Source organism: Paenibacillus sp. J31P13 (assembly GCF_056269295.1).
On record NZ_JBWDNR010000001.1, the window covers coordinates 883444 to 897585 of the forward strand.

Sequence of the window (14142 nt, forward strand, 5' to 3'; positions counted from 1 at the left end):
TAATGAATCACATGCAACTGCCGATTGACGAGGTACTGCCACAGCTGCTGGAAACACTGAAATCGGGTGTTAATGCCGTATTAGTTGCGGAGCCGGGAGCGGGCAAAACGACGCGCGTACCCCTTGCGTTACTAGATCAAAGCTGGCTGCAGGGCAAAAAAATAATCATGCTAGAGCCGCGAAGGCTAGCAGCTCGATCTGCTGCACAATTCATGGCTCGATCGATAGGTGAGCAAGCAGGAGAAACCATCGGCTATCGTGTCAGAATGGATACGAAGATCAGCTCACGAACACGAATTGAGGTTGTCACTGAGGGCGTTCTTACTCGCATGCTTCAAGAGGACCCAGCGCTTGAAGAGGTAGGAGTCATCCTATTTGATGAATTTCATGAACGCCATTTGCATGCTGATCTTGGACTTGCCCTTTGTTTGCAATCACAAGAGCTGCTGCGTGATGATTTGCGATTAATCGTGATGTCAGCGACGCTTAATGCGGAGCCGATTTCTGAGCTGCTTGGGAATGCGCCGATTATTACAAGTCAGGGACGAGTCTTTCCTGTCGAAACTCATTACATGCAAGCGCGGATAACAGGAGCGCTTGAGCCTCAAATGGGACGTATGATCATAGAAGCGCTGCGTGCTCATGACGGTGATGTGCTAGCATTCTTACCGGGCGTGGCGGAAATCCGTCGAACCGCAAGATGGCTCTCAGCAGCAGGTCTTTCCCCGCTTGTGAGAATAGAAGAGCTCCATGGCAATTTGCCGCTGGATAAGCAGGATGCTGCAATTGCTCCATGTTTGAAAGGTGAGCGCAAGGTGGTTCTCGCTACTTCCATTGCAGAATCCAGTTTGACTGTAGAAGGCATTACGATTGTGGTAGATAGCGGACTTATGCGTGTCCCACGCTTTTCTCCGCGTACAGGCATGACGAGACTTGAGACCGTATCGGTATCACAAGCGTCTGCGGATCAGCGGAGAGGGAGAGCGGGGCGACTTGCCCCAGGGAACTGTTATCGACTATGGACCGAGCTGGAGCATCCCTATTTGCCAGCTCAAAGTACACCTGAAATAGTGGAAGCAGACCTTGCCTCACTTGTATTAGAGCTTGCGATTTGGGGTATTCAAGATCCGCTCGAGCTTAAATGGCTAACATCTCCTCCGACTGCTGCTTATGAGCAAGCCGTCGCCATTCTTCAACAGCTGAAAGCGATAGATGCGAGTGGCCAGCCAACAAATGCAGGATCGAGAATGGCGAGGTTTGGTCTGCATCCTAGGCTTGGTGCGATGATCCTGCAATCATCAGAAGTGGGATATACGCGTGTCGCTTGTGAATTAGCTGCTTTATTAAGCGAACGTGACATGCTGCCTCAAGAACGGAATGTAGATATACAGCTTAGATTGGACTTGCTTTATCAACTGACAGGGCGAAACCAGAGTACAAATCGAAATGGACAATCGGATCATCCCGGAACAGGTGCGGCCTATCGTATATTGGCACAAGCTGATCAATGGGAAAAACTCGCGAACGCACAATTGGCATCAGATACCAATTATGCAAATCAGTCACTTCCATTGGGTGTATTGCTTGCATATGCTTACCCGGATCGAGTTGCCCAGCGACGGAATGATGGCCGTTATTTACTTGCCAATGGCAGAGGGGCAGCACTGCCTGAGCTGCAACCTTTATCAGCCTCACCTTACCTTGCCGCATATGAGCTGGATGATGTTGGGACAGACAGCCGCTTTCGACTTGCTGCTGTGTTATCGCAAGGTGATATAGAGCGCTTCTTGGCTTCCTATGTTACTAGTGAGAATGTGGTTGAATGGGATGGATCTGCTCAAGCAGTTCGAGCAAGGAAGCGTGTACGCTTTGGAGCTATTATCTTGAAAGAAACCATTCTTCAGCAGCCGGATGAGAATGAAGTGGCGGGTACGTTGATGGCTGCTATTAAGCAAGGTGGTTTCTCTATGCTGCCTATGAGCAAGGCAGCCAATCAATTGAAAGCACGCATGAAACTTATGGCTCTAAGCGGTGATGACTGGCCAGATGCGTCAGATGAGGGGCTGCTAAATACGATGGAGGAATGGCTGAAGCCGCATATTTACGGGATGAAGAGCCGTTCGGATTTGCAAAAGCTAGCCATGGGGACGCTGCTGGATGGGAAACTATCATGGAAACAGAAGCAAGAGCTTGATGAGCAGGTTCCGACACATATCGTCGTACCAAGCGGATCACGTATTCCAATTGACTATTCTAATCCGGAAGCGCCTGTTCTAGCCGTTCGATTGCAGGAACTCTTCGGGATGAAGGATACACCTCGCCTAGCTAGAGGAAGATTGCCTATTACACTACATTTATTGTCTCCATCCCAGCGTCCCGTTCAAGTGACAAGTGACTTGCGGAGCTTTTGGGAGAATGCTTACTTTGAAGTGAAAAAGGATTTGAAGGGGCGTTATCCTAAGCATTATTGGCCCGATGATCCATATACAGCCGTTCCTACTAATCGAGCCAAGCCGAGAAACACTTGAAATATGGGACTATGATTGGCGAGGTTGAATCCAAGCTTTAGGAAAGGATGGATTATCGAAAATGGCTTTCTATATATTGATTATTTATCTTGTACTATTAAATGGTTATACATTCCTTCTGATGGGCTATGATAAAAAACGAGCACAGAGGAATAAGAGGCGAGTGCCTGAGAAAAGGCTATTTTTGCTCAGTGCTTTGGGCGGGGCAAGCGGTACTGGATTAGGTATGAAGGTGTGGCGTCATAAAACAAAGCATCGTTCATTTACAGTAGGTATTCCTTTTTTACTGGCACTCAACATTTTGATTCTCATTGGCGTATTATGGCTGCTTGGAATGAAAGCATTATCCTAATTGCTTTGCGAAGTCTTCCTATGGTATAGTGGGACTTCGCTTTTTTATCTTTACTAAAACTTAGGAGGTAACTGACATGACCGTTCAAAGTGCCTATCAAGAGGAGCAACAACGGCTTACGGAATCGTTTCAAGACATTTTGGCGCAGCTGCAAGACATTGGACCGCGCTACAAAGGAGACGATTTCACAGAACAAATGCTGGATCTTCAGCAAGAGGAACGGAGATTAAGGCTGGAGGTTTCCAAACGCGAGCCTTATTTTGGACGAATCGACTTTGAAGAGCTGCCAGCGAGCGAGCAAAAGCCCTTATATATTGGCAAGGCAGGGGTAGCGAAAAAGGGGACTAATGAACTGCTTGTAATCGATTGGCGTGCCCCAGCAGCAAGCTTGTTCTATTCCTTTACAGGAGGAGAAGCACCTGCAGCCTATGAGTCGCCAGATGGCGAAATATCAGGGTATGTGCATTTAAAAAGGAATCTCATGGTTCGTCAGGCAGAGATAGTCCGGATGGTCGACAGTTATGTGCGCGGCCAAGAGGAAGGCTCGGTTACTGACGAATTTCTTTTATACAGACTAGGTGAGAACAAAGATAATAAACTACGTGATATTGTATCGACGATTCAAGGCGAACAGGACAAGATCATTCGTGCAGAGCGAAATAAAGCGCTATTCATACAAGGAGTAGCAGGTAGTGGTAAAACGACCGTTGCACTCCATCGTCTTGCTTTCCTGCTCTATCAATATGCCGATCGCATGAGAGCAGAGCGCATGATCATTTTCGCTCCTAACCGCATGTTTCTGGATTACATATCAGGCGTATTGCCAGAGCTTGGTGTGGGCGATATTCAGCAAACGACCTTCAGTGATTGGGCAGTAGAATTGCTGGAGAAAACCATTAAGGTGAGTGATCCATCAGATACGATGAGCTACTGGTTTGAGGAGCGGCGCACGGCAGATGAGATCGAGCACGCATCAGGTCGTTTTAAGGGTAGCGAAGCATTCAAAGCTATTGTTGATGAACGTCTAGCAGAATTTGAGCAAAAAATATTGCCGACTACGTCGTTCATTCCGATCGAAGGGCTTGAGCTCTCAACGGAGCAGATGCAAGAGTGGTATGAGACTGACTACGGCGAAGAGACGTTGATGAAGAAGCGTGATCGGCTTGTGAGCCGTATCCGTCGCTGGCTGGAGTCTGAGCTTAAGATGAAACGCGTGACGGATAAGAAGGTGAGAGCCAAGGCGCTTACAAAATTCAATAGTTATTCAAAAAAAATCCCATCCTATACTGCCGTACAGCTTTATGCGTCTTTATTCCAAGGGAAAACGGTCTCCCTTCATGTACCGAAAGCAATGGCTAAAATTACAGCTGAGCGCTTGAAGAGCGGCGTTGCAGCAGCGGAGGATTTAGCTGCGCTAACGTACATTCATCTTCAACTGTTCGGACTGCCGAAGCAGGCTTTTGATCACATCGTAATCGATGAAGCACAAGACTATTCGCCTTTCCAATTAATCGTTTTGCGATTATGTCAGCATACGTCATCTATGACGGTCTTGGGTGATTTGCAGCAGGGAATTCATGATTATACGGGTGTGCAAAGCTGGTCGCAGCTAATGAATTTGTTCCCAGAGGAACAGATTGGCTTCTTCGAACTGAACCGAAGCTATCGCTCTACAATGGAAATCATTGATTTCGCAAACAAAATATTAGAGGGTATGCACGGTGACGTGAAGCCCGCTGTCCCTGTATTCCGCAGCGGTGATCCTGTTCTTACTGTAGCTGTCTCGAATAAGGAATGGCTCGAGTCCATTGAGGCAACTGTTCGAGAATGGCAAGCGGCTGGACAATATGAGACCATTTCTGTCATAGGTCGTACAGCATTAGAATGTGATCAAATTCATACGTATTTAAGCAGTAAAGGTCTTGAGGCTTCGCTTGTGCAAAGCAAGCAGCCAGCCTATGGCGGCGGCCTATCCGTTGTGCCGGTATATTTGTCCAAAGGACTAGAATTCGATGCTGTTCTCATCGCTAATGCCGGTGAAGAGGCTTATCTGCCGCTTGATGCAAAGCTGTTATATGTCGGCTGTACAAGAGCGTTGCATAAGCTGAAGCTGCTCTATCTAGGGAAACTCACTTCATTGCTGGGCGAAGAACAATAATTTCGGTATAATAGGTAGCATCATATCGTCATACTGGAGGATCTCTGGACATGAATTGGGACGAATGGCTGCTGCCTGTCATACTCTCTCTAAAAGTAGCTATTGTAGCAAGCCTTATCGTTGCAGCAATAGGAATGATAGTCGCTCGTTTTATGACGCAGCATGCCTTTAAAGGAAGAACGATTGTTGAAACGATATTTATGCTGCCTCTGGTGCTGCCGCCGACCGTAGTCGGATTTGTATTACTCGTATGGCTTGGCCGCGGAAGCTGGATTGGAAAATCATATGAATGGCTATTTCAACAACCCATTGTCTTCTCTTGGATCGCCGCGGTAATCGCGGCGGTCATTGTTGCGTTCCCGCTAGTTTACCAGACCATGAAGGTAGGCTTTCTTTCTGTCGATCGTCATGTAGAGGATGCGGCACGTTCCGACGGAGCCAGTGAGTTTCAGGTTATTCGATTTATAACGATTCCACTGGCGCAACGCTCATTGCTGACTGCATTTATACTTGGATTTGCTCGAAGTCTTGGTGAGTTCGGTGCTACGCTAATGATTGCAGGCAACATCCCTGGCAGAACGCAGACAGTGCCAACAGCCATCTATGTTGCTGTTGAATCAGGAAGTATATCGATGGCATGGGCATGGACATTGACGATTATAGCATTTTCATTTGTCATGTTATTGTTCACTTCATGGAAGATGGATACCTAATCGGAATGACGAATCTAGCAAAAGAAAAGCTTTGTTAAGCTTGCGGGGAGCGAGGCCACATCATGAATAAGACAGCAACTAGAGAAAACATCATAGAGGCAGCAACAGCTTTTGTAGGCGAAGCATACTTTGAACTCGGCAAGAGTGAGCAAGAGGCAAAGCAACGCATCGAAGAGATTAAGGATGAAATAGTACGAACAGGTGCCTATACGCACACTTATGAAGAGCTGAAGCATGGTGCGAAAATGGCATGGCGCAACAATAATCGTTGTATCGGCCGTTTGTTTTGGCATACGTTAGAGGTGTTTGACGCTCGCGATGCTGTTGACGAAAAGGATGCTGCTGAACGCATCTTTCACCATATGAACTATGCAACGAACGAGGGGCGGATTCGTCCAGCTATTACGATCTTCCCTGCTAGCCATACGCCAAATTCTTTGCGAATTTGGAATCATCAGCTTGTCCGTTATGCAGGCTACCAAACGACAGATGGAATCAAAGGCGACTCATCCTCTGTTGCCTTTACAGAGGTATGTCAGGGGCTGGGCTGGAGGGGGAAGGGCTCTGATTTTGATGTATTGCCTCTAGTCATTCAGATGAAAGAACAAGCTCCAGTGCTTTTTACTTTACCAGAAGAGACGGTACTGGAGGTGCCTTTATCCCATCCAGACAATGATGATTTTGAGTCATTGGCACTTCGTTGGTACGGGGTACCGTTTATATCGGATATGCTGCTTGAGATTGGTGGAATCACCTATACGGCAGCACCATTTAACGGCTGGTATATGGGTACAGAGATAGGTGCGCGAAATTTATCCGATGCGACTCGCTATAATCAATTGCCGAGAATTGCAGAGTTGTTCCAGTTGAACACGACAACTAACACCTCGTTATGGAAGGATCGTGCTCTAACGGAGCTCAATATTGCCGTGCTTCATTCTTTCAAAAAGAACGGCGTTAGCATTGTCGATCACCATACGGCGGCAGAGCAATTTCTTCGCTTTGAGAAACAAGAGATGGAGATCGGCAGAACCGTTACGGGTCGTTGGTCATGGCTTATTCCACCGATGTCTCCTGCTTCAACAGGAATATGGAACCGCAGCTTTGATGATACCGAACGCACTCCTGCGTATCGTTATCAACCTATCCCTTATCCTGCGAAATAAAGGTCATTTATTACAATCCTTCTGATAATCCTCATGTAACCGCTCAGCAGTCTATAGATTGCTGAGCGTTACTATAGGCTCACTTCGTATTTTCATCCTCATGTTTTGAATATGGAAAAATGGTTGATATTATTTACATCCCCTTTTTATTAATCTCATGTATCCAATCTTTAAGCTTTACTCGTAATATATGGTTGAACTGGCTGTTACTTTTGCGTCTGATTTCATGAAGAGGTCAGATATGCTATGCTTAGGAGATGATATTAGATCATTTGGGGGAATCATAAACGTGGATTTTAATATGCAATTTTTGTCCTTTTTCGTTATTCATACCGATGGAGAGGAGAGTGCGGCCTCATCTGGAAAGAGATTTAAGCACTATCAAACACTCGAAGAAGATACGTATGAGGATAGCGAGATTCAGAAGTTTCTTGATGATGAATTTAAACGCATTGTGAAAAGAAAGGTTGAACGCAATCCGAACTCTGCTGGAGCGCCAACCAAGATCGGACGTTTTATGGTTGAGCCCGGCTATGAGCTTGGCAGCAATCAGAACTATAATTTGTTTCAACGGCTTCGTGACGCGGATACGAAGGAAAGATTTATAGGCATTGCGGATGAATTGGTCAGAATCTACATGGATACAAGCGCAGTTAGAGGCGGGGCGTTCATTATTGCACGCTCGAAGCTGAATACGTATTTTGATGAGCCTTTTTTATTCCTGTTAAAATGTGATTTTGAACCGAAAATCGCTCGGATTTCGGATGAACGTAATCTAATCTCGCAGGTTGAAATGGCTATTAGCGCTCGCAGCATCAAATCAATCCAGTATCCTCATATGCCAGAAGAAGGCATTCTTGAGCATTGGGAAGTGAAAATTCATCAAGCATCGCATGCCAGATATTTTGAGGATTTCTTGAAATATGTTTCTTATGAAAAACCTCTTCCGGAAGTAATGGGTGAACAGGTCGTGGAGATGGTTCATCAGTATATTGCCGACAAGTGGCAAGAGGATGAGAGCTCCGAGCGGCGCGAGGAGGAAAATGCAGTCGAAGTATGGGCGGCTAGCGAGAAGCGCGACTTGCAGGAGTGGTGGACGCCAGCTCAGGTAGAGGTCGCAGCTGCAGCGCTGGTTGAGCAAAAGCCGGATTTGCCTTTCTCATTCAAGCTCGACAGTGTGACCGTAAAAGGATTACTTGCGGATTTCGGTGCAGCTATTCATTTTGCCAAACATAATGGTCGTTATTTGGTTGTCATCGAAGGGGATTCCTTTCAATTTGACAAAGGAATGTCGCCAGTAGAGCTCATCCAGCCTCTGGATCTAGTGGATGTTATGCCGCTTATCGGCAGTAAACAGCCGAAGGATGATGAAAACTCTTCGTCAGGTGGTAGTTATAGTTCAGATCACCCAAATGATACAAATCAGGCAAGTGGAAATGATGATGTGCCCTGGTAGAGCAATTAAAAAAAGTCACAGGTATTGAATAGGAAAATAAAGGAGAGGCTGTTTAAGTGGACAACATATTTTTTATTGAAATTGGCATGGGGTGTGACCTTCACGGTCAAAATATTACAAAAGCATCGGTTCGTGCGGTGCAAAACGCCATTCATCACAACTCAATGCCGGGACTGCGGTCCGTATTGCCGGGCGGTTCTTTAGATAATATGAAGGTTAGAGTTAGATTGGCGCTTCCTTGTGATAAGGAGCTGCTTGATGTGGAGCAGGTCAAGGCAGTTTTGCCTTACGGCGAAGTAACTATTGAAATTGTCGATGGCGGGATGCTTACAACAAGCGGTGTTGTTTTGCCCGACAAGGATGATAAAAATGATTTGATTTATATTGTTAATGCATCAGTTGAAGTAGGCTACTAACGACTAAATACACATCATGATTGCGGAGGAGAAGACAACGATGGTTTTAAAACTATTTCTATTTGCGCTGCTGCTGGTCTTAACAGCCTTCTTTGTCGCTACGGAGTTTGCTATTATCCGAATGCGTTCTAGCCGCGTAAATCAAATGGTGTCTGAAGGACTGAAAAACGCGAAGGCTGTTGAGCAAGTAACGGATAAACTCGATGGTTATCTCTCAGCTTGTCAGCTGGGGATTACCATTACAGCTCTCGGGCTTGGTTGGCTGGGAGAACCGACGGTCGAACAATTCCTTCATCCGATATTTAATAGGCTTCATATTGAAGGTGAGTTAAGCTCTGTTTTGTCATTTGTTATCTCATTTGCAATCGTAACTTATTTGCATGTCGTGCTTGGAGAGCTTGCCCCGAAAACGGTAGCGATTAATAAAGCGGAGCAAATTAGCCAATGGGCGGCACCGATTATTATTATTTTCTACAAAGTGATGTATCCGTTTATTTGGGTGTTAAATGGTTCTGCCAATGGTCTAGTTAACTTATTAGGCTTAAAACCGGCTAGTGAACATGAAGCACATTCAGAAGAAGAAATTCGCATCATTTTGTCAGAGAGCTATGAGAGCGGGAAGATCAACAAAAGTGAATATGGTTTCGTGAACCGCATATTTGATTTTGATGAGAGACTTGCTAAAGAAATAATGGTGCCTCGCACAGATATGGTTTGTTTATATATTGATCAGACTCCAGAGGTTAATTTAGCCATTATTAAGAAGGAGCAATATACGAGATTTCCTGTCGCCCAAGGCAGCAAAGACAATATAGTTGGGATTCTGAATACGAAGCAATTTTTCCTACGATATGATACGGATCGTGATGTCGATGTGAAAACCTTGCTGCAGCCTGTTATGTCGGTATCTGAGTTTATTCCGATCAACAAATTGTTGCGAAAAATGCAGCTGGAGCGCGTTCATATCGCGGTATTGCTTGACGAGTATGGGGGTACGGCAGGCCTTATTACAATTGAAGACATCATCGAGGAAATAGTCGGTGAGATCCGTGATGAATTTGATGCGGATGAGCGGAAGGAAATCGAGCTAATTCAAGAGCAGCGCTATTTAATTGATGGTAAAGCGCTTATTGAGGAAGTAAACGAGGCAACAGGTACAGACCTTGAGAGTGATGAAATGGATACGATAGGCGGTTGGTTATTCAACCTGAAGCCAGATCTTCCTGTGGGTGAACCGTGGGTTTTTGAGAATTTGACTATTATTATCCGTGAGCGTGATGATAATCGGATACGCAAGATAGAAATTCAGACCGATTTGTTAGAAAAAGAGATTGACACATATGGACATGCATAAGCTAGTATATAGCTAGAAATTGCAATCTATATGTGAGGAGGAATCCAGCATTGAATGACCTGATAAATGCCATTATTATGGGCATTGTGGAAGGCTTGACTGAATTTTTGCCTGTCTCGTCAACCGGCCATTTGATATTGACAGGCGAATTGCTTCATTTTACTGGAGATCGAGCAAAAACATTCGAGGTTGTCATTCAATTTGGTGCTGTATTAGCTGTGCTTGTTCTGTACCGAAAGCGATTCGCCAGTTTGCTTAATTTCAACATTCGCAAGGGATCAGGATTGAATGCCCTACATATTTTACTCGCAATGGCACCTGCAGGGGCTTGTGCGGTTTTGCTGCATTCCTTTATTAAGCAGTACTTGTTCGGATCTCAGACGGTTCTTATCGGCCTTGTCGCAGGTGGTATTCTTATGATCATTGCGGATAGGGCGAAGAGGAAGACTTCTGCTGAAGAGCTCGACGACATCACCTACAAGCAAGCCTTCGCTATAGGCTGCTTTCAGGTACTGGCATTATGGCCGGGCTTCTCCCGCTCAGGCTCTACCATATCAGGGGGAATGTTGTTTGGCGCTAGCCAGAAGGCGGCGGCTGAGTTTACGTTTCTCGTCTCAGTGCCGATTATGGCAGGTGCAAGCGGTATTGATCTGATTAAGAGCCGAGAGTTTTTAACGATGACGGATTTGCCGTTATTTCTTATTGGTCTAATTGCTGCTTTCATCGTCGCCATGATTGCAGTCGTTACTTTTATCAATATGATGAAGAAAATTAAACTTTCTTGGTTTGCCTATTATCGTTTTGCGTTAGCAGCACTTTTTTACTTTATTATTTTGTAGAACGAAAAGAAGCGGGCACTCGACCTTTATTTTAAAGGCTGATTGTCCGCTTTTTGTATATTTCGTTAGCTTTAACGAGGTGATAAGCCATGCCACAATACCTCTATGATTTCAGAGGCTGCCTGCTCCACCGTTTTTTCAGCATTAATGATTTCGGAACGGTTTTTGACCGCCAGCATAGCTGTGAATAAATGGGAAATTAATAATGGGTCTCCATGCGAAATATCTCCTGCATCCATAGCAACTTGAAATTCATTAGCCAGAACCAGATGAATGGCGAGCTCACTTGTACGGATTTTCTCAACCTGTTCTTGACTTAGGCCTGATGAAGCCTCGCGCATCATTGTCTCAAATTCCACATTGGAATTATTCATATGTTTAATAGCGACCTGAAGTAATCGATCACGGAGTTTACCTTCACCATCTATGATTTTCTTCGTTTGGTCATGGGCTATCTTTAGAACAAAGAGGAGACATTCCGTGAATAGTATACCTTTATTATTAAAATAATAATAAACACTAGCTTTGCTAATGCCGCAAGCACTTGCAACGCCCTCTAGAGACACTTTCTCGAAGCCTTGCTCCATAAAAAGGCGAGCAGCTGTGAACAAAATTTGCTGCATCGTCTGAACAGACCCGGTGCCCTTGGGCCGGCCTGGTTTGCGTTTTATTTGCTCCTCGCTCATCGCCTTGCCCTCCGTTCATCAAATTGTATAAAATATAGATTGATTAATTAACCTTCCGGTATATATAATTAAATAACGGTACTCATTTATTCTAAACGATTATCACTAAAAAGTGAAACGGAGGATTAAACACATGTTTGAAAAGTTTGCTGGTATTGTTGCCGGTCCGCGTACTCGTTGGATTACTTTGGCTTCGTGGATTGTCATTGTTGCCTTGCTTAGCGTGTTTTTACCAGCGGTGGGTGATAAAGAAGAGAGTAATGCGCAGAACCTGAGAGCAGATAGTCCATCGATTCTTGCCGATGAGCTAATCAAAGATAAATTTCCAAGCTCTTCAGGCGTGCCTGCTTTAGTCGTATGGCATAGAGAAGGTGGTTTAACGGATGAGGATTATGCGCTCATTCAGAAAACAACGCAAATGATCGCAGATCAACCGCTGGAGGATCAAGGCGAATTGGTGCCGCTGCATCAAATGCCATTGCCTGCGCTGCAAAAGTTTGCTTCCGAGGACGGAACGACACTCGTACAGCCGATCCCATTCGCAGAGAACGCTAAAACAGAAACATTAAAAGAAAATATTGAAGAAATAAAGACCATTGTAATCGAAGAAGCGGGAAAAGATCCTTTTGCCGCAGGAATTAATGATGCATCCGAGCTTAGCGTTCGTGTCAGCGGTCCTGCTGGGATTGCCGTGGATGCAACAGATCTATTCAAAGGAGCTGACGTATCGCTTCTTATTGCAACTGTGCTGATTGTTCTTATTCTCTTGCTGCTTATCTATCGCTCGCCTATCTTGGCAATATTGCCGCTAATAGGTGTAGGCTTTGCTTACGGAGCTACTAGTCCTCTGCTCGGCTGGATGGCAGGAGAAGGATGGATCACGATAGATGCGCAAGCTATATCAATTATGACCGTACTGTTATTTGGAGCTGGTACTGATTATTGCTTGTTCTTCATTTCGCACTTCCGTCAAGAGCTGTTGCGCGAAAGCGATAAAATGAAAGCACTAAAACAAACCTTTAAGGATGCATCCGGTGCCATTGCGATGAGCGGGTTTACCGTTGTCTTATCACTGCTTGCCTTGCTTGCTGCTAAGTACGGCAACTATATCCGGTTTGCGGTACCGTTCAGCTTGTCTATATTCATTATGGCAATTGCCAGTCTTACACTTGTGCCGGCTTTGTTGTCGATCATAGGTCGTGCGTCTTTCTTTCCTTTCATTCCGCGCTCGGAAGCTATGGAACAAGCACGAGCTGCCAAAAAAGGAAAAACGTATCGTAAGCCGAACCCGGATAAGAAAATCGGCTCTAAAATCGGGAATATCGTAATTTCCAAGCCTTGGACAGTCGTCATTTCTTGTGTGATTGTACTTGGTATTTTCGCAACATTCTCTACACAAATTAAATTCACATATGATATATTGTCTTCATTTCCGAAGGATATGCCGTCTAGAGAAGGCTTTTCCGTTATTTCTGACAGCTTTACACCAGGTGAGCTTGCTCCGGTTACCGTTGTTGTGAAAACAGATGGTGCGGACACAGACGTAGCAGCCAAGCTAGCTGAGCTTCCTATTATTGATCATGTAGGTGAGCCGGTCGTCAGCGCAGTTGATTCAACGCTCATTTCGTACTCCGTCATTTTCAACGAGAATCCTTATTCTCGCGAAGCGATGAAGACCATTCCTATCATGCGTGAAACGACAGAAGCCTCCTTAACTAGCGCAAACGTTGCTGATGCCGATCAAAAGGTATGGATTGGCGGACAAACAGCCACGCAATATGATAACAAGGTGCTGATGGATCGTGATAATAGGGTCATTATTCCATTGGTTATTGGATTGATCGTCATTCTGCTGTTGGCTTATTTAAGATCCATCACAGCAACGGTTTACTTGGTTGGAACGGTATTGTTATCCTATGCTGCAGCACTGGGTCTAGGTTGGATGATTCTCCACTATTTCATGGGTATAGATGCGATTCAAGGATCGATTCCGCTTTATTCATTCGTATTCCTCATTGCGCTCGGTGAAGATTATAATATCTTTATGATCTCGAGCATTTGGAAAAAACGGAAGACGATGCCGCTTAAACAAGCCATTAAGGAAGGCGTAGGTGAAACAGGCGGTGTTATTACATCGGCAGGTCTTATCCTTGCCGCAACTTTTTCTGTGCTTGTCACACTTCCTATTCAAGTGCTGCTCCAGTTCGGATTAATTACAGCAATCGGTGTATTGATGGACACCTTTATCGTTCGTCCATTTCTGGTGCCAGCTATTACCACTTTATTCGGGAAAAAAGCTTTTTGGCCAGCAAAAGTGGAGCTGATAGAAGAAAGTAATCAGAAAACAAAAGCAAAAGCTTAATCATAAATAGAAGAGGGCGAACCCTAAAACAGCATGACTGTTTGGGGTTCGCCCTTTTTTTATTCGTTTATCTTGCAACTAAAGCGTAAGCGTTATCGTCATATATTAATGA

Annotated in this window: 11 protein-coding genes; 10 read left to right on the forward strand and 1 reads right to left on the reverse strand. The window is 45.0% G+C overall.

Features of this window, described 5'->3' with window-relative positions; translation table 11 throughout:
- The first annotated feature begins 2 nt into the window (after positions 1–2).
- The 9 genes from hrpB to AC0YOD_RS04005 all read left to right on the forward strand — a co-directional run bounded on the left by hrpB (position 3) and on the right by AC0YOD_RS04005 (position 10982).
- On the forward strand, positions 3–2528 hold the full coding sequence (gene hrpB, locus AC0YOD_RS03965; protein WP_475797925.1) for an ATP-dependent helicase HrpB: 2526 nt from the start codon (positions 3–5) through the stop codon (positions 2526–2528).
- 61 nt (positions 2529–2589) lie between these two features.
- Positions 2590–2880 (forward strand): DUF1294 domain-containing protein, encoded by a 291-nt coding sequence (locus tag AC0YOD_RS03970; protein ID WP_475797926.1) that lies wholly within the window; start codon positions 2590–2592, stop codon positions 2878–2880.
- Between the two features lie 76 nt (positions 2881–2956).
- Positions 2957–5038 carry a HelD family protein gene (locus AC0YOD_RS03975; protein WP_475797927.1) on the forward strand — a complete coding sequence of 694 codons (2082 nt, stop codon included), beginning with the start codon at positions 2957–2959 and terminating at the stop codon, positions 5036–5038.
- A gap of 50 nt (positions 5039–5088) precedes the next feature.
- Positions 5089–5751, forward strand: coding sequence for a molybdate ABC transporter permease subunit (modB, locus tag AC0YOD_RS03980; protein ID WP_475797928.1), 663 nt, complete (start codon positions 5089–5091; stop codon positions 5749–5751).
- Between the two features lie 62 nt (positions 5752–5813).
- Entirely contained in the window at positions 5814–6917 is a 1104-nt protein-coding gene (locus AC0YOD_RS03985) for a nitric oxide synthase oxygenase (RefSeq protein ID WP_475797929.1), read from the forward strand.
- A gap of 289 nt (positions 6918–7206) precedes the next feature.
- Entirely contained in the window at positions 7207–8373 is a 1167-nt protein-coding gene (locus AC0YOD_RS03990) for a DUF3900 domain-containing protein (protein ID WP_475797930.1), read from the forward strand.
- A gap of 56 nt (positions 8374–8429) precedes the next feature.
- Positions 8430–8789, forward strand: coding sequence for a Lin0512 family protein (locus AC0YOD_RS03995; protein ID WP_475797931.1), 360 nt, complete (start codon positions 8430–8432; stop codon positions 8787–8789).
- 40 nt (positions 8790–8829) lie between these two features.
- On the forward strand, positions 8830–10143 hold the full coding sequence (locus AC0YOD_RS04000; RefSeq protein WP_475797932.1) for a hemolysin family protein: 1314 nt from the start codon (positions 8830–8832) through the stop codon (positions 10141–10143).
- A 50-nt stretch (positions 10144–10193) separates the two neighbouring features.
- On the forward strand, positions 10194–10982 hold the full coding sequence (locus AC0YOD_RS04005) for an undecaprenyl-diphosphate phosphatase (RefSeq protein ID WP_475797933.1): 789 nt from the start codon (positions 10194–10196) through the stop codon (positions 10980–10982).
- A gap of 71 nt (positions 10983–11053) precedes the next feature.
- Here AC0YOD_RS04005 and AC0YOD_RS04010 read toward each other — a convergent pair whose 3' ends face one another.
- Positions 11054–11668 (reverse strand): TetR/AcrR family transcriptional regulator, encoded by a 615-nt coding sequence (locus tag AC0YOD_RS04010; RefSeq protein WP_475797934.1) that lies wholly within the window; start codon positions 11666–11668, stop codon positions 11054–11056.
- A gap of 133 nt (positions 11669–11801) precedes the next feature.
- Between AC0YOD_RS04010 and AC0YOD_RS04015 the strand changes: the two genes are divergently transcribed.
- Positions 11802–14030: an MMPL family transporter gene (locus tag AC0YOD_RS04015; RefSeq protein ID WP_475797935.1), complete on the forward strand. Its 2229-nt coding sequence runs from the start codon at positions 11802–11804 to the stop codon at positions 14028–14030.
- The last annotated feature ends 112 nt before the right edge of the window (positions 14031–14142 follow it).